General features: G+C 66.6%; 14 protein-coding genes and 1 tRNA gene. 5 read left to right on the forward strand and 10 right to left on the reverse strand.

Annotated features, from left to right (window positions below):
• Positions 1-35: 35 nt before the first annotated feature.
• Together KAY22_RS07745 and KAY22_RS07750 are read right to left on the reverse strand one after the other, a co-directional pair.
• Complete coding sequence (locus KAY22_RS07745; RefSeq protein ID WP_296621903.1) at positions 36-1,700, reverse strand: glycosyltransferase family 4 protein; 1,665 nt, start codon at positions 1,698-1,700, stop codon at positions 36-38.
• Between the two features lie 113 nt (positions 1,701-1,813).
• Positions 1,814-1,899, reverse strand: a tRNA-Tyr gene (locus KAY22_RS07750).
• A 123-nt stretch (positions 1,900-2,022) separates the two neighbouring features.
• Between KAY22_RS07750 and rlmB the strand changes: the two genes are divergently transcribed.
• Positions 2,023-2,766, forward strand: a complete 744-nt coding sequence (rlmB, locus tag KAY22_RS07755) for a 23S rRNA (guanosine(2251)-2'-O)-methyltransferase RlmB (protein ID WP_296621905.1) — start codon at positions 2,023-2,025, stop codon at positions 2,764-2,766.
• Positions 2,767-2,846: 80 nt separating this feature from the next.
• Here the strand turns inward: rlmB and KAY22_RS07760 are convergent, their stop codons facing one another.
• Positions 2,847-3,164, reverse strand: coding sequence for a 2Fe-2S iron-sulfur cluster-binding protein (locus KAY22_RS07760; protein ID WP_165323859.1), 318 nt, complete (start codon positions 3,162-3,164; stop codon positions 2,847-2,849).
• Between the two features lie 80 nt (positions 3,165-3,244).
• On the opposite strand from KAY22_RS07760, the gene KAY22_RS07765 reads away from it, so the two are divergent.
• Positions 3,245-3,880, forward strand: a complete 636-nt coding sequence (locus KAY22_RS07765) for a DNA-3-methyladenine glycosylase 2 family protein (RefSeq protein ID WP_296621908.1) — start codon at positions 3,245-3,247, stop codon at positions 3,878-3,880.
• Positions 3,881-3,910: 30 nt separating this feature from the next.
• Here KAY22_RS07765 and pheT read toward each other — a convergent pair whose 3' ends face one another.
• The 5 genes from pheT to rpmI form a co-directional block, all read right to left on the reverse strand.
• Positions 3,911-6,286, reverse strand: a complete 2,376-nt coding sequence (gene pheT, locus KAY22_RS07770; protein ID WP_296621909.1) for a phenylalanine--tRNA ligase subunit beta — start codon at positions 6,284-6,286, stop codon at positions 3,911-3,913.
• Positions 6,283-7,404: a phenylalanine--tRNA ligase subunit alpha gene (gene pheS / locus KAY22_RS07775; RefSeq protein ID WP_296621911.1), complete on the reverse strand. Its 1,122-nt coding sequence runs from the start codon at positions 7,402-7,404 to the stop codon at positions 6,283-6,285. The genes pheT and pheS overlap by 4 nt, the downstream gene beginning before the upstream one ends.
• A 5-nt stretch (positions 7,405-7,409) precedes the next feature.
• The gene (locus tag KAY22_RS07780; RefSeq protein WP_296621913.1) at positions 7,410-7,724 is read right to left on the reverse strand and encodes a GIY-YIG nuclease family protein; all 315 of its coding nucleotides are present in this window, start codon (positions 7,722-7,724) and stop codon (positions 7,410-7,412) included.
• A 191-nt stretch (positions 7,725-7,915) separates the two neighbouring features.
• Positions 7,916-8,293, reverse strand: coding sequence for a 50S ribosomal protein L20 (rplT, locus tag KAY22_RS07785; RefSeq protein WP_296621915.1), 378 nt, complete (start codon positions 8,291-8,293; stop codon positions 7,916-7,918).
• A 14-nt stretch (positions 8,294-8,307) separates the two neighbouring features.
• Complete coding sequence (gene rpmI / locus KAY22_RS07790; RefSeq protein WP_012048647.1) at positions 8,308-8,511, reverse strand: 50S ribosomal protein L35; 204 nt, start codon at positions 8,509-8,511, stop codon at positions 8,308-8,310.
• Positions 8,512-8,698: 187 nt separating this feature from the next.
• On the opposite strand from rpmI, the gene KAY22_RS07795 reads away from it, so the two are divergent.
• On the forward strand, positions 8,699-10,840 hold the full coding sequence (locus tag KAY22_RS07795; RefSeq protein WP_296621919.1) for an AsmA family protein: 2,142 nt from the start codon (positions 8,699-8,701) through the stop codon (positions 10,838-10,840).
• A 13-nt stretch (positions 10,841-10,853) separates the two neighbouring features.
• Here KAY22_RS07795 and hisN read toward each other — a convergent pair whose 3' ends face one another.
• On the reverse strand, positions 10,854-11,618 hold the full coding sequence (gene hisN, locus KAY22_RS07800; protein WP_296621922.1) for a histidinol-phosphatase: 765 nt from the start codon (positions 11,616-11,618) through the stop codon (positions 10,854-10,856).
• Between the two features lie 129 nt (positions 11,619-11,747).
• Here hisN and KAY22_RS07805 point away from each other — a divergent pair, with 129 nt between their 5' ends.
• Entirely contained in the window at positions 11,748-12,140 is a 393-nt protein-coding gene (locus tag KAY22_RS07805) for a VOC family protein (RefSeq protein WP_296621924.1), read from the forward strand.
• Positions 12,141-12,195: 55 nt separating this feature from the next.
• On the opposite strand, the gene KAY22_RS07810 is transcribed toward KAY22_RS07805, so the two are convergent.
• A complete protein-coding gene (locus tag KAY22_RS07810; RefSeq protein WP_165323845.1) occupies positions 12,196-13,131 on the reverse strand; it encodes a ribose-phosphate pyrophosphokinase in 936 nt (311 codons plus the stop codon).
• 112 nt (positions 13,132-13,243) lie between these two features.
• Here KAY22_RS07810 and gltX point away from each other — a divergent pair.
• A partial coding sequence (gltX, locus tag KAY22_RS07815) for a glutamate--tRNA ligase (protein WP_296621929.1) occupies positions 13,244-14,526 on the forward strand: 1,283 nt, incomplete at its 3' end.

A 14,526-nucleotide genomic window follows, 5' to 3' on the forward strand; every position in this document is an offset into this window, starting at 1 on the left:
TTGCGAAGTAGCCACCCCGGCCTGCCAACGGCGCCCTAGTTCGTTGCCGCCTCGCTTCGGCTCAGGCGCACGATGTCCATCTTGGCGAGCTTGCCGGCGAGCACGGCGACGGCAGCGTCGGTCATCCTCATCGCCTTGCCGAGATCGCCGAGCAGGATCGGCCCCTTGTCGACGATCGCGATCAGCCTGCGCGCCTGCTCGGCAGACAGTTCGATATGCGCGAACAGTAGCTCGCCAAGAACGGTCGACCGAATACGCCCCGTCGAATCCGGCACCGGCGAGACGACCGTGTCGCTCTCCATCAGGTGGGTCGGGTAGGTCCGGAACACATGATAGCCGTCCAGGTGGCCCGGGTGCATCGCAGGACGCGTCGCGATCTTCTGGGCCGCCGACAACAGCCCCTTGCTGCGGCGGCGGGTCTGTTCGGCCCACAATTCGACGTAGCGCCGATAGATCCCCCCCCAGTCATAGTCCCGCTCGGCACGGAGCCGTCCCGCTTCGCCCATCCGGCGACGAAGATCAGGATCGTTGACCAGCATTTCGAGCCGGTCCGCCAGTTCCTCATGGTCGAACGAGACGGCGGCGGCGACGCGCGCGCAGAACGGCTCATAGGCCTTGTCGACCTCGAACCGCTGCGCGAGTTCGGCTCCGGCGCCGGGCTTCGGCGCCCAGCTCGTAATCCGGAAGCCATCGACGCCCTGGCGCACCGTGTCCTTGTAGCCGTTCCAGTCGCTGATGATCACCGGCAAGGCCGCAGCCATCGCTTCGATGGGGGTGATGCCGAAGGTTTCCTGCACATTGTCGGCCAGCGACATGAAGATATCGCCTGCCTGAAAGGCATCGAAATATTGGTCGTCATCGGCCCCGTCGACGAAGATGTGCCGCGCTGACGGCGCATATTTCCCGGCGGCGGCACGAACCGCCTCATCGGCCGAGGCGTTGGCCGACTGTCCCGCCTGCACGAGTACAAGCCGCTTGCCGGTGCGGCGGATGACCGCCTCGACCGCGCGATACATCGGATAAGGATGGGCTTTGGTGGCGAAGGACAGGCGTCCCGCATAGAGCACGACGACATCGTCTTCGGTCAGGCCCAGCCGCGCCCGCGCCGAGGCGCGACGCGATGCCGCTGGCGCGAACGTCGCGGCATGAACGCCGAGCGGGATGACCGGGAACATCGGCAGATCGGGTCGAACATCGCCCCCCATGCGCCAGCGATGATAATCGATCGCCGCCTCGATCGACGTCCTGACGACATCGAGGGCGGCTGTCGACGTACAGATCAGCGCGTCCCACTCCATCATCGGTTCGGTGACATAGCCGGTGATGATCTCCTGCGCGCGCAGGGAGGACAGGGTGTGGGTAATGCCGCACAGGCTGTAGGCGAGCGGATTCTCGCGCAAGCGGAGGCGGGCATCGGCGCCCAGCCCGGGGTCGAGCCGAAAGAGGGTGCCAATCTGCTTTAACTGGTCGGTCCGGTTACCGGCGATCCACTGGATTTGGCGACCGGGCGTCACCGCGTCGATTGCCTTGGCGATCTCGGCCGCTCCGCTGCGCTTGCCTCCGAAGAGGATGAAGGGCTGATCGGGCGGCATCGCCTCGACGGCAGCGCGCAGGAAGGCTGCGCCGGCGGACCGGCGGCCCATCATGGTCCGCCCCTCGGTCAGATAGGCATCGGGTTCGCAGGTAAAGGCTATACGCATGGCGGCTCCTTGCACGCGCGCGCCGCGCGAGGTCAATCCATCGCCGCGCGGGAACATGGCCGGAAGCGATGCGACGCCGTACGAGACGGCTCAGGGAAAACCAGCAGGAAGGATGGTGGAGGGGGCTGGATTCGAACCAGCGTACGCTTGCACGGGCAGATTTACAGTCTGCTGCCTTTAACCACTCGGCCACCCCTCCGGAGGCGCCTGAAGCGAGGCGGCTCCATGGCGGCTCGCGGCGACGCTGTCAACGCCCGCTGCGCAAAAATCTCGCCATTCGGCGCGCTTGCATGAACCGCCAGCTGATCGCTAAGGCAATGTCATGCGCAGAGGCCACCGCCCATCCCAATCGCCGTCGAACCGTCCCCGCTTCTGGGGACGTCATGCCGTCATCGCGGCGCTCGCCAATCCCAACCGGACCGTGAAGCGCCTATGGGGCACGCGCGAGGCTGTCGCCGCGCTCGACCTGCCCCCCGTACTGCCGGTCACCTATGCAGATGTCGCCGATCTCGGCCGCCTTGTGCCGCACGATGCGCCGCATCAGGGGCTGGTGATCGAGGTCGACCCGCTGCCCGAAATCTGGCTCGGCGACCTGCTCGACCAGGGCCGCGACGACCGCCGGCCGCTGATCGTGCTCGATCAGGTGACCGACCCGCACAATGTCGGCGCGGTGTTGCGCTCGGCCGCCGCATTCGATGCGCTCGGCATCGTCACCCAGGATCGCCACGCCCCGCCCGAGTCCGGGGCGCTGGCGCGCGCGGCGTCGGGTACGCTGGAGCAGGTTCCGTGGGTCCGCGTCGTGAATCTCGCGCGGTCGCTCGAGGAGGTCGCCGAGGCGGGTTTCTGGCGGGTGGGCCTGACCGGCCATGCCAAGGCGACGCTGGGCGACGTGATCGGCGATGCGCGCATCGCGATCGTGCTGGGGGCGGAAGGGGAAGGCATGCGCCAGAACACCGAGGCGCATTGCGACGAACTGGCCAAGCTGCCGATCAGCCCGCGGGTGGAGAGCCTGAATATCTCCAATGCCGCCGCGATCGCGCTCTACGCCATCGCTACGCGCGGCTGAGCCGGACACGCGAAGACCGCAGCCCCGCACATAAGTTCGCAAGAAGCGGGAGGACCGGGCAGAGCCCGGCCCCCAACAGATCAATCCTCAGGAGCGATCGTGACCGTCAGGCCGTCGAGTTCGTCGCTCATCGCGATCTGGCAGGACAGGCGCGAACGCTCGTCGCGATGATCGCTGCTGTCGAGCAGGTCGTTCTCGTCGTCGCTCATCTCCGGGAGGACACCGACGAATGCCGGATCGACATAGACATGGCAGGTAGCGCAGGAGCAGCAACCGCCGCAGAGCGCCAGAAGCTCGTCGATGCCCGCGTCGCGGATGACTTCCATGACCGACAGGCCGGCCTCGGCATCGAGCACCGACTCTTCACCCTCGCGCGTGACGACAACCAACTTGGGCATTAGCACTCCCCCGACAATAGACTGCGGATTTGGCGCGGCTATGTCGCGCAAGCCCAGCGAAATCAAGAGCAGGAACCGAAATGAGCCTTTCCTCGGTGCAATTGCGACAAGGCCTGGACGCGCTGGCAGCCATCGAGCCGGCCTTTGCGCGGACGATCGCCGCAATCGGCTATCCCGAACCCCGCATCCGCGATCGCGGCTACCAGACGTTGCTGCGCACGATCGTCGGACAGCAGGTCAGCGTTGCTGCCGCCAATGCGATCTGGACCCGGCTGGAAACCCAGGTCGGCGGCGGTCTTCAGCCCGAAGCGATTGCCCGCGCCTCCGACGAAACGCTGCGCCTCGCCGGCCTGTCACGACAGAAGGCCGCCTATGCGCGCAGCCTGGCCGAGCATGTTGCGAGCGGGATGATCGACTTCGAACGCCTTCCCGAGGATGACGAGGAGGCGATTCGGCAGATGACCGCGATCAACGGCATCGGCCGGTGGTCGGCGGAAATCTACCTGCTGTTCGCCGAGGGGCGCCCAGATATCTGGCCCGCCGGCGATCTTGCGGTCCAGATCGAGACGGGCCGGCTGCTCGGCCTCGCCGGCCGCCCCTCCGAACGCGAGACTCGCCGGCTGGCGGAGGCCTGGCGCCCGTATCGCGGCGCTGCCGCGATCTTCACCTGGCACAGCTATTCGACCCGTGCCGCCTCGGCGAAACAACCCCTCTGACGGTTACGGCCATCCGGAATGCCGGACGGCTTATCCCCGTAGGCGCGCTCCGGCCTTTGCGGCGGCCGCCACGACGCGCTCGGAGATGGCTTGAAGCTCGGCATCGGTGAAGCTCTTCTCCGATGGCTGCAGCACCACTTCGATCGCGACCGACTTCTCACCCTCGGGCACGCCCTGCCCCTGGAAGACATCGAACAGACGGACGTCGAGGATCGCGCTCTTGTCGGCGCCCCGCACCGCGCGCAGCAGATCGTCGCCCGCCTTGTCCGCCGCCATCAGGAAGGCGAAGTCGCGGCGAACCGGCTGCAGCGCCGGCGGCGCATAGGCGTCACGCATGTGATCGCTGCCACCCCGCTTCGCAGGCACCGCGTCGAGGAAGATCTCCGCCGCCACGACCACGCCATCCATGTCGAACGCCTTGGCGATCGCAGGATGGAGTTCGCCGAACTCGGCCAACACCGTCTTCGGACCGAGCCGCAGCGATCCGGAACGTCCAGGATGATAGATACCGCTCGCCTGCGCCTCGTACAGCTGCACGCGGTCGACCGGCGCACCGATCGCGCCTAGCAACGCGACCGCCTCAGCCTTGGCATCGAAGGCGTCGAACGGCTGGGCCTTGCCGGTCCGCCAGTCGCGCGCCGCACGGTCGCCGGCCAGCAGCAGGCCGAGGGTCAAACCCTCACCGTTCGCCAGATAGCGGCGGCCGATCTCGAACAGCCGGATGCTGCCAGCGCCACGATCGGCGTTGCGCCGCGCAGCCGCGATCAGGCCCGGCAGCAGCGACGGCCGCATGACCTTCAGATCCTCGCTGATCGGGTTCGCCAGAGTCCAGGCGCCACCACCGAAGGGGGCAGCCTCGGCCTCGCTGATGAAGCTCCAGGTCACCGCCTCGTTCAACCCGCGCGCTGCCGCCGTGCGGCGTGCACGGCGCTCGATCTTCTGCAACAGCGTTGCTGTCGGTCGGGCTACGCCCTCGGCACGAGGCAACGGCGTCGAGGGGATGTTGTCGATACCGACAATGCGGACGACCTCCTCGACCAGGTCGGCCGGCCCGTCGACGTCGCGGCGCCAGCTCGGCACCGACACGTTCCAGACGGCGTCGATGCCGAAGCCCAGCGAGGTCAGGATCGCGCGCTGGCGATCGACCTCGACATGGAGGCCTGCGAGCTTTTCGGTCAGGGTCGGGTCGTAGCGCAGCGCCTTGGTGCCCGAGGGCGGTGTGCCCGCCTCGACGACCTGCGTCGGCGTACCGCCGCACAGGTCGACGACCAGCCTGGTCGCGATAGCGAGACCATTGGCGAGGAACTGCGGGTCGACGCCGCGCTCGAAGCGGGTACGCGCGTCCGAGGTGATGCCCAGCTTCTGGCCGGTGCGGGCGACCGCTTCCGGCGTGAAATAGGCGCACTCGATCAGCACGTCGGTGGTCGCCCCGGTGACGCCGGTCTTCTCGCCGCCCATGATGCCGGCGATGTCGTCCGCGCCATTGGCGTCGGCGATGACGGTCATCGTCTCGTCGAGCGTATAGCTCTTCTCGTTGAGCGCCAGCACCTGCTCGCCCGGCTTCGCTTTGCGCGCCACCAGCGACCCGTGCAGCTTCGCCAGGTCATAGACGTGCAGCGGGCGACCATGGTCGAGCATCACATAGTTGGTGATGTCGACGAGCGCCGAGATCGGCCGCTGGCCGACCGCCTTGAGCCGCTTGGCCATCCATTCGGGGCTGTCGCCATTGACGACGCCGCGCACCACGCGGCCGAAGAAGGCCGGACAGCCATCGGGGTCGTCGGTGCGGATCTCGATCGGGCATTCGCCCTGCCCGGCGATGCTCGGTATGTTGAGCGGCTTGAGCGTGCCCAAGCCTGCCGCCGCGAGGTCGCGGGCAACGCCGCGCACGCCCATGCAGTCCTGCCGGTTGGGCGTGATCGCGATGTCGATCACCGGGTCGGCAAGACCGGCCCAGTCGACATAGACCGCGCCGACCGGTGCATCGGCGGGCAGTTCTATGATGCCATCATGCGACTCGCCGAGTTCCAGCTCGCGCATCGAGCACATCATCCCGCGCGATTCGACGCCCCGGATCGCAGCGATCTTCAGCGTGACATCGAGCCCCGGCACATAGTCGCCGGGCTGGCCAAGCACGCCGACCAGACCCTCGCGGGCGTTGGGCGCACCGCAAACGACCTGCAGCGGCGCCTCCTGCCCGACGTCGACCGACAGGACCTGCAGCTTGTCGGCCTGCGGATGCGGCGCGGCGCTGAGCACGCGGGCGATGCGGAAGGCACCGAGCTTTTCGGTGGGGTCCTCGACGCCCTCGACCTCGAGGCCGACCTTGGTCAGCCCGTCTACGATCGCCGACAGGCTCGCCTCAGTCTCCAGATGCTCCTTGAGCCAGCTCAGGGTGAACTTCATGCGCCCACTCCCCCCGACAGTGTGGGTACGTCGAGCGCGGCGAAGCCATAATGTTTGAGCCAGCGAAGATCGCCGTCGAAGAAGGCGCGCAAGTCGTCCATCCCATATTTGAGCATTGCCAGCCGGTCGATGCCGCAGCCGAAGGCGAAGCCCTGCCACTCCTCCGGGTCGAGCCCGCAGGCCGCGATCACGCGCGGGTGCACCATGCCGGAGCCGAGAATCTCCATCCAGCCGCCATTGCCCGCCGCCGGATCACCGCCGATCACGCGTCGGCCCTTCTCCCAGGTGAAGCCAACGTCCACCTCGGCCGACGGCTCGGTGAAGGGGAAGAAACTGGGGCGCAGGCGCAGCACGATGTCGTCGCGCTCGAAGAAGGCCTTGACGAAGGTTTCCAGCGTCCACTTCAGATGACCCATATGGATGCCGCGATCGATCACCAGCCCTTCGACCTGGTGGAACATCGGGGTGTGCGTCGCATCGGAATCGGAGCGATAGGTGCGGCCGGGTGCGATGATGCGGATCGGCGGCTTCTGCTCCATCATCGTGCGGATCTGGACCGGCGAGGTGTGCGTGCGCAGCAGCATCTTCCGCCCGTCCTCGCCGTCCGGGAAATAGAAGGTGTCGTGCATCGCCCGTGCCGGATGCGTCTCGGGAATGTTGAGCGCGGTGAAATTGTGCCAGTCGTCCTCGATCTCGGGGCCGGTCGCGACCGCGAAGCCCAGATCGGCGAAGATCTCCGCAAGCTCGTCCATCACCTGCGCGACCGGGTGGACCGAACCCTGCGCCGCCGCCGTGACCGGCAGGCTCATGTCGAGCTTCTCGGTGGCGAGGCGCGCTTCGAGCGCGGCGCTCTCCAGCGCGGCCTTGCGGTCGGCGATCGCGGCGGTGGCGGCTTCGCGCAGCGCGTGGATGCGCGGCCCTTCGACCTGTCGCTGTTCGGGGGTCATCCCGCCGAGCGTCTTGAGCAGCGCGGTGATCGTGCCCGACTTGCCCAGCGTCCGCACGCGAATCGCCTCCAGATCGGCCAGCGTCGCCGCCGATGCGATCTCCGAGAGCGACTGATCCTGTTCGTTTGTCACTGACCCACCCTTGTCATTCCCGCGGAGGCGGGAATCCATATTTTCTAACGCTTCGGGATGGCAGGACCGAGGCCAAGGCCTTCCGCCAGATCATCCCAACCAGGATTGGACGCTTCGATCAGATTGAGCTTCCAGTCCCGCCGCCACTTTGTGAGCTGCTTCTCCCGCGTGATCGCGGAGATCATGTCGTCGAAGCACTCATAATATACGAGGCGCGAGACCCCGTAGCGGCTGGAGAAGCCTTTGATCAAGCTTTCCCGGTGCTGATGCACCCGCCCAAGCAGATCGGAGGTCACGCCGATGTAGAGCGTGCCATGTCTTGCACTGGCGAGAATGTAGACGGCCGGCTGCTTCTGCATACGCCTCTTCTCCCGTCATCCCCGCGCAGGCGGGGATCCATACGCCGACACCGCAAGAGGCTCAGGCCTCAGAGCATATAGATTCCCGCCTGCGCGGGAATGACAGCGGTTGAGATGAAGCGCACTCTTTCCAAACAAAAAGGGCGCGGTGACTATCGCCACCGCGCCCCTTCTGGTTCTTGTCCGAAGACTTACGCCGCGACGCGGGCGTCCTCGGGGAGAGCGGCCTTCGCCTGGGCGATGATGCCCTTGAAAGCGTCACCCTCGTGCATCGCCAGGTCAGCCAGGACCTTCCGGTCCAATTCGACGCCGGCCAGCTTCAGCCCATGCATGAAAACGCCATAGGTCAGGCCCTCGGCGCGGACCGCAGCGTTGATACGCTGGATCCACAGCGCGCGGAACGAGCGCTTCTTAACCTTGCGGTCGCGATAGGCATACTGCCCGGCCTTCTCGACGGCCTGGCGAGCGATGCGGATGGTGTTCTTGCGGCGGCCATAATAACCCTTCGCCGCGCCAAGAATGCGCTTGTGCTTGGCGTGGGTGGTCGTACCGCGCTTGACGCGTGCCATTTAGCGGTCCTCCCTCAGTTCAGGCCGTACGGGGCCCACAGCTTCACGCGGGCCGTATCGGCCTCGGCGAGAACAGTGGTGCCGCGATTGGTGCGGATATACTTGGAATTGTGGCTGATCAGCCGGTGACGCTTGCCGGCGACGCCGTGCTTCACCTTGCCGGTGGCCGTGAGCTTGAAGCGTTTTTTGACGCCGCTCTTGGTCTTGAGCTTGGGCATTTTCGTCTCCTGATGTGCGACGTTTGGGGACAGCCACGGCAGCCCATACAGCCGGGCCGTCCATCAAATCGCGGAAGCGCGGGCCTATAAGCAGCGGAGCAAAGGAATGCAAGTCGCTTCGCCCTGCCCCGTGCGCGCTCGTGCCGCCCGTGGAACCGACACTTGCGATCGGCGGTTCTAGCTGGTCATGACCGTCGAACGCAGCCCCGAGCAGGACAGCGCGCATCCGCCGCAAAACGGCTCGCGGACGCCCGACGAACGACGCAGGCGGCGACTCAAGCTCGCGCGCAACGCCGCGCGAGTCGTCTGCGCGATCCTGGCGCTCCTCGTGCTGGCCTGGCTGGTGCTGTACATAACCAAGGGCCGCTTCCTCAAGCGTCCGTTCGAATCGCTCGCCAGCAGCGCCAGTGGTCGAACGGTGAAGGTCGCGGGCGACTTTCAGTTCTATTTCGATATCATCGACGCCCGTTTCCTCGCCGAGAGACTGACTCTGTCGAACCCCAGTTGGGCCTCGCGTCCCAATTTCTTCGAGGCACGCCATATCTCCGCGCGGATCGAGACGATCCCGCTGCTCTTCGGCAAGCGCCGCGCGGAGTGGCTGGTCCTCGACGGCGGCAAGGTCGACGCCGAATGGGACCGCCAGCGCCGCAACACCTGGACCTTCGGAGACCCGAACAGGAAGGGCGAGCCCTTTCTGTGGCCGGTGATCGGGCGTGCACAGGTGACCAACACCGAAGTACGCTTCGTCGATCCGCTGCTTTTCCTGCATACCGATATCAAGGTCGGCGACATCGCCTCCGGCGGCCAACGCATCGACGGGCGTGTCCCCTTCACCGGAACGGGCACGCTGCGCAGCCGGCCCTTTACGGTAGACGGCTCGATCCTGTCGCCGAACGCCACCGTCCGTTTCGGGCCGACCCGGTTCGAGATGCGCACACGCCAGGGGCAGACGCGCATGGATGTCGACGGACGGCTGCCCGCGGCGACGCAGATCGAGGGCTCCGACCTCAATCTGAAGGTGCGGGGGCCCAATATCCGGCTGCTGTTCGATCTGCTCGGCGTGGCCGCGCCCGATACACGGGCCTATGCCTTCACGTCGAAGCTGACCAAGGTCGGCGGTGAATGGCGCTTTACCCGACTCAACGGCAGATATGGCGCGAGCGACCTGCACGGCAGAATGACGATTAGCATACCGAAGGACCGCGTGTTCATCGACGCTGCGCTCGAATCCAACCTCGTCGACATCATCGATGTCGGACCGTTCATCGGCTATGAGCCGCAGGCGCTGGCGACCAAGGGGGTGCAGGCCGCCGTCAAACAGGCGGGCGCCACCCCGCGCATCCTGCCCGACGCGCCGTTGCGGATCGAGTCGATCCGTGGCTTCGATGCCCATATTCTCTACCGGGTGAAGGATTTCCGGAACCCGAAATTCCCGATCAGCAACGTCAATCTCGTCTTCGACCTCGACAACAGCCTGCTCAAGCTGTCGCCGTTCAGCTTCGACATTGCGAGCGGCCACCTCGCCTCCGACATCGTCATCGACGCGCGCAACCCCGCCGTCGTGACCGACTACGACATCCGCCTGTCGCCGACGCCAATGGGTAAGCTGCTTGCCGGCTTCGGCGTGTCGGACAATGGCACGACCGGAACGGTCAAGGCGCGGATCAAGCTGCGGGGCACGGGCAACACCCTGCGTGATTCGCTCGGCACCTCCAACGGCCGGGTGGCCTTCATCCTTCCCCGCGGAACCTTCTGGACCCAATATGTCCAGCTGTCCGAGTTCGACATCGGAACCTTCGTCCAGAAGATGTTCGAGGACAAGTTGAAGAAGCCCGTGGAGATCAACTGCGGCCTGATCGCCTTCACCGTGCGCAACGGCGTGGCGGCGGCCGACCCGATCCTGATCGACACCAGCAAGAACGTCATGGTCGCCAAGGGCGGATTCAGCTTCAAGGACGAGTCGCTCGACATGAACTTCCGTGCCGACAGCAAGAAGTTCAGCCTTTTTTCCGGCCAGTCGCCGGTCGGCATAAAGGGCTATTTCGCGCAGCCCGGCATCGACGTGATCAGCCCGGAACTACTCGCGCGCGGTGGCGCCGGCATCGCGCTGGGGGCGGTAGCGACGCCTTTTGCCGCGCTGCTGGCCTTCGTCGACCCGGGCGACGCCAAGGCAGCGGCCTGCGGTCCAATCCTCGACGGCGCGCGCGCCAGCGCGATGCGGACCGCCAAGGGCAAACCGCGCAAGGACATCGGTACCGAGCGTGACAATGCCAAGCAGGCGGGCGACCGCAAGCAACCCAAGTCGCTCGCCAAGTCGCTGATCCACTGACGCTCCGCCGGCGTCAGTTGAGCTGCGCGGCAATCGCCTCGATCAGGCGCGCATCACCGGCAGCGATCACCTCGCCGGGGCTGTCAGCGTCGAGCGGACGCCCTTGCCAGTCGGTCATCCGTCCGCCCGCACCTTCGACCACAGGGATCAGCGCGGCGAAATCATAAAGCTTGAGGCCGGACTCGACGACTGCGTCCAGATGCCCCGACGCGACCAGACCATAATTGTGGCAGTCGCCGCCCCAGAGCGTGTCCCCCGCCGCACCGCTCGCGCGCAGGAAGCGGTCGAGGTCGCCCGCCGGGAAGGCCGCCGGAGAGGTGGTGCCGATATGCGCCGCATCCAGCCGCGCGCAGTTGCGGGTGGCGGCGACCGCGCCGTTGAACAGCGTCGGCCGCCCGGCCGCGCCGACCCAGCGGTCACCGATGATCGGCTGGTCGATCACGCCCAGGACGGGCCGGTTCGCCTCGACCAGCGCGATCAGCGTGCCGAACAGCGGCCGCCCTGCGACGAAGGCGCGCGTGCCGTCGATCGGGTCGAGCACCCACACGCGCTCGGCATCCTCGCGCTCGCGTCCATATTCCTCGCCGATGATCCCGTCCTGGGGCCGCTCGACTGCCAGGATCGCACGCATCGCCGCCTCCGACGCGCGATCGGCCTCGGTCACCGGCGAGGCATCGGCCTTGGTCTCACGGTCGAACCGCGCACGGAAGAAGGGGCGGATGGCGGCACCGGCGGCCTCGGCCAGCCGTTCCGCGAGGCGGATATCGTCTTCGGTCATGACAGCGACCTAGCCCCGGAGCGGGCAGGACGGAAGCGCTTTGCGGTGGGACAACCCACGCTGAAGGGTCCATCGTGGCTTTTGCCGACATGGCATGAGAACAAGGGTCTTTCTCCAGAGAGACTCGCCATGACCACGCCACCCGGCTTCGCGACCGTCACGCCTTATATGTTTGCCGACGATGCCGCTGCTTTGCTCGATTTCCTGACGGACGGGCTTGGCGGCGATGTCGTCCACGTCGTTCACCGTCCCGACGGATGCATTGCCAATGCGCAGGTCCGGATCGGCACGGCGTGCATCATGCTCAGCGAAGCCAGCGCCGAATGGCCAGCGATGCCGGCATCCTATTACCTCTATGTCGACGATGCCGACGCGAGCGTTGCGCGTGCCGTCGCGGCGGGGAGCACGCTGGAGATGGCGGTCGCCGACATGCCCTATGGCGACCGGCAGGGTGGCGTGCGCGATCGGCACGGCAATATCTGGTGGATATCGCAGCGGCTGGTCGACGGTCCGTATCAATAAGGCGGCGGACACGGCTTTCCGGGAAGCCCGCGCTCCCCGAAGCGCCCCGCCCCGATCAGTCGAACAGGCTGGAAACCGAGCTTTCGTCGGCGATGCGCTTGATTGCCTCGCCGAGCAGCGGGGCGATCGTCAGGTGGCGGATCTTGGTCGCCTCGGCCACCGCCGGGGTCGCGCCGATCGAATCGGTGATGACGAGTTCGAGCAGCTCCGACTTCTCGACGCGGGCCACGGCGCCGCCCGAGAGTACGCCATGGCTGACATAGGCGACGACGTCCTCGGCCCCTGCCTTACGCAGCGCCGCAGCGGCGTTGCACAGCGTACCGGCCGAATCGACGATGTCGTCGACGAGGATGCAGAAACGTCCCGACACGTCGCCGATGATGTTCATGACTTCCGATTCGCCGGGACGCTCACGGCGCTTGTCGACGATCGCGAGCGGGGCGTTGTCGAGCCGCTTGGACAGCGCGCGGGCGCGCACCACGCCGCCGACGTCGGGCGATACGACCATCAGGTTGCGGCCGGCAAAGCGCGCATGGATGTCGGCCGACATCACCGGCGCGGCATAGAGATTGTCGGTCGGGATATCGAAGAAGCCCTGGATCTGCCCGGCGTGCAGGTCGACCGACAGGACGCGGTTGGCGCCGGCGGTCTCGAGCAGATTGGCGACCAGCTTGGCCGAGATCGGCGTGCGCGGGCCGGGCTTCCGATCCTGCCGGGCATAGCCGAAATAGGGGATGACGGCGGTGATGCGCTTCGCCGACGCGCGCTTCAGCGCGTCGATGCAGATCAGCAATTCCATCAGATTGTCGTTCGCCGGATAGCCGGTCGACTGGATCACGAACACGTCCTCGCCGCGGACATTCTCATGGATCTCGACGAAAACCTCTTCGTCGGCGAAGCGGCGGACGCTCGCCTCCGTCAACGGCAGTTCGAGATAGGAGGCGATCGCCTTGGCGAGCGGCTGGTTCGAATTGCCGGTAAGAAGCTTCATGGATCTATCCCCGTTCGGGCGGTGTGGGCGGAAGACTCGGGGGCTCTTAGTCGCAAGGTGCCCGTGGGGGAAGAGGGTGGCTGAACCGATCATATCCGCCTAAGAGCCCGCCATGGTCGTCACCCGCTTCGCTCCCTCCCCCACTGGCCGGCTGCATGTCGGCAACATCCGCACCGCGCTCCACAACTGGATGTGGGCGCGCGCCCATGGGGGCCGCTTCCTGCTGCGCCTCGATGATACCGACGCCGAGCGTTCGACCGAAGAAAACGTCGTCGCGATCCGCGCCGATCTCGCCTGGCTGGGCCTCTCGCCCGATGCCGAGGCGCGGCAGTCCGACCGGTTCGCGCTTTACGAACGTCGTTTCGAGGAGCTGCGCGCGGCGGGCCGGGTCTATCCCTGCTACGAGACCGCCGAGGAACTCGAGCTCAAGCGCAAGATCCTCGCGGGTCGCGGCCTGCCGCCGATCTACGACCGCGCCGCTCTCCAACTGGACGACGCGAAGCGGGCGGCGCTCGAAGCCGACGGCCATCAGCCGCACTGGCGCTTCCTGCTCGACCATGACGAGCCGATCCGCTGGGACGACTTGATCCGGGGCCCGCAGCAGCTCGATCCGAGCCGCCTGTCCGACCCGGTGATCCGCCGCGCCGACGGCAGCTGGCTCTATATGCTGCCCAGCGCGATCGACGATATCGACATGGGCATCACCCATGTCGTTCGCGGCGAGGACCACGTCACCAACACGGGGCTGCAGTTGCAGATGTTCTCGGCACTCGGCGCGACACCGCCGGCCTTCGCGCACGAAGCCTTGCTGGTCGGCAGCGAGGGCAAGTTGTCGAAGCGGCTCGGTTCACTCGGCTGCGACGCTTTCCGCGAGGAGGGGATAGAGCCGATCGCGCTGATTGCCTTGCTCGGCCGGATCGGTACCAGCCTGCCGGTCGAACCGGTCGCGTCGCCCGACGCGCTGTTCGCTGATTTCGATTTCGCCCGCTTCGGTCGGGCGCCCGCGCGTTTCGATCTGGACGAACTGAAGGCGCTCAACGCGCGTATCCTTCACCTGCTCGATCATGCGGCAGTGGCGGACCGGCTTCCGGCGGGTATGGATGCCGCCGCTTGGGAAGCGATTCGGCCCAATCTGACCCGGCTGTCCGACGCGGCCGACTGGTGGAGCGTCGTCGAGGGCAGCGTGGAGAGTGCGCTGGATGACGAGGATCGCGCCTTCGTGCGTCAGGCCGCCGAACTGGCGGAAACCGCCACATGGGACGCCGGTACCTGGAAAGCGCTGACGGGTCAGTTGAACGCCGCCATCGGGCGCAAGGGCAAGGCCTTGTTCCTGCCGCTGCGGCTCGCGCTCACCGAGCGCGAGCATGGGCCGGACATGAACGCGCTGCTCCCGCT

Source organism: Rhizorhabdus sp. (assembly GCF_018006725.1).
Classification (GTDB): Bacteria; Pseudomonadota; Alphaproteobacteria; order Sphingomonadales; family Sphingomonadaceae; genus Rhizorhabdus.

Excerpts from the sequence above, each read along its gene's own strand:
- pheT (WP_296621909.1), bottom strand. The coding sequence starts at position 6,286 with ATGAAGTTCACCCTGAGCTGGCTCAAGGAGCATCTGGAGACTGAGGCG.
- rlmB (WP_296621905.1), top strand. The coding sequence starts at position 2,023 with ATGCGCAGAGGCCACCGCCCATCCCAATCGCCGTCGAACCGTCCCCGC.
- KAY22_RS07810 (WP_165323845.1), bottom strand. The coding sequence starts at position 13,131 with ATGAAGCTTCTTACCGGCAATTCGAACCAGCCGCTCGCCAAGGCGATC.
- KAY22_RS07780 (WP_296621913.1), bottom strand. The coding sequence starts at position 7,724 with ATGCAGAAGCAGCCGGCCGTCTACATTCTCGCCAGTGCAAGACATGGC.
- hisN (WP_296621922.1), bottom strand. The coding sequence starts at position 11,618 with ATGACCGAAGACGATATCCGCCTCGCGGAACGGCTGGCCGAGGCCGCC.
- rpmI (WP_012048647.1), bottom strand. The coding sequence starts at position 8,511 with ATGCCCAAGCTCAAGACCAAGAGCGGCGTCAAAAAACGCTTCAAGCTC.
- KAY22_RS07745 (WP_296621903.1), bottom strand. The coding sequence starts at position 1,700 with ATGCGTATAGCCTTTACCTGCGAACCCGATGCCTATCTGACCGAGGGG.
- pheS (WP_296621911.1), bottom strand. The coding sequence starts at position 7,404 with ATGGATTCCCGCCTCCGCGGGAATGACAAGGGTGGGTCAGTGACAAAC.
- KAY22_RS07760 (WP_165323859.1), bottom strand. The coding sequence starts at position 3,164 with ATGCCCAAGTTGGTTGTCGTCACGCGCGAGGGTGAAGAGTCGGTGCTC.
- rplT (WP_296621915.1), bottom strand. The coding sequence starts at position 8,293 with ATGGCACGCGTCAAGCGCGGTACGACCACCCACGCCAAGCACAAGCGC.
- KAY22_RS07795 (WP_296621919.1), top strand. The coding sequence starts at position 8,699 with ATGACCGTCGAACGCAGCCCCGAGCAGGACAGCGCGCATCCGCCGCAA.
- KAY22_RS07805 (WP_296621924.1), top strand. The coding sequence starts at position 11,748 with ATGACCACGCCACCCGGCTTCGCGACCGTCACGCCTTATATGTTTGCC.
- KAY22_RS07765 (WP_296621908.1), top strand. The coding sequence starts at position 3,245 with ATGAGCCTTTCCTCGGTGCAATTGCGACAAGGCCTGGACGCGCTGGCA.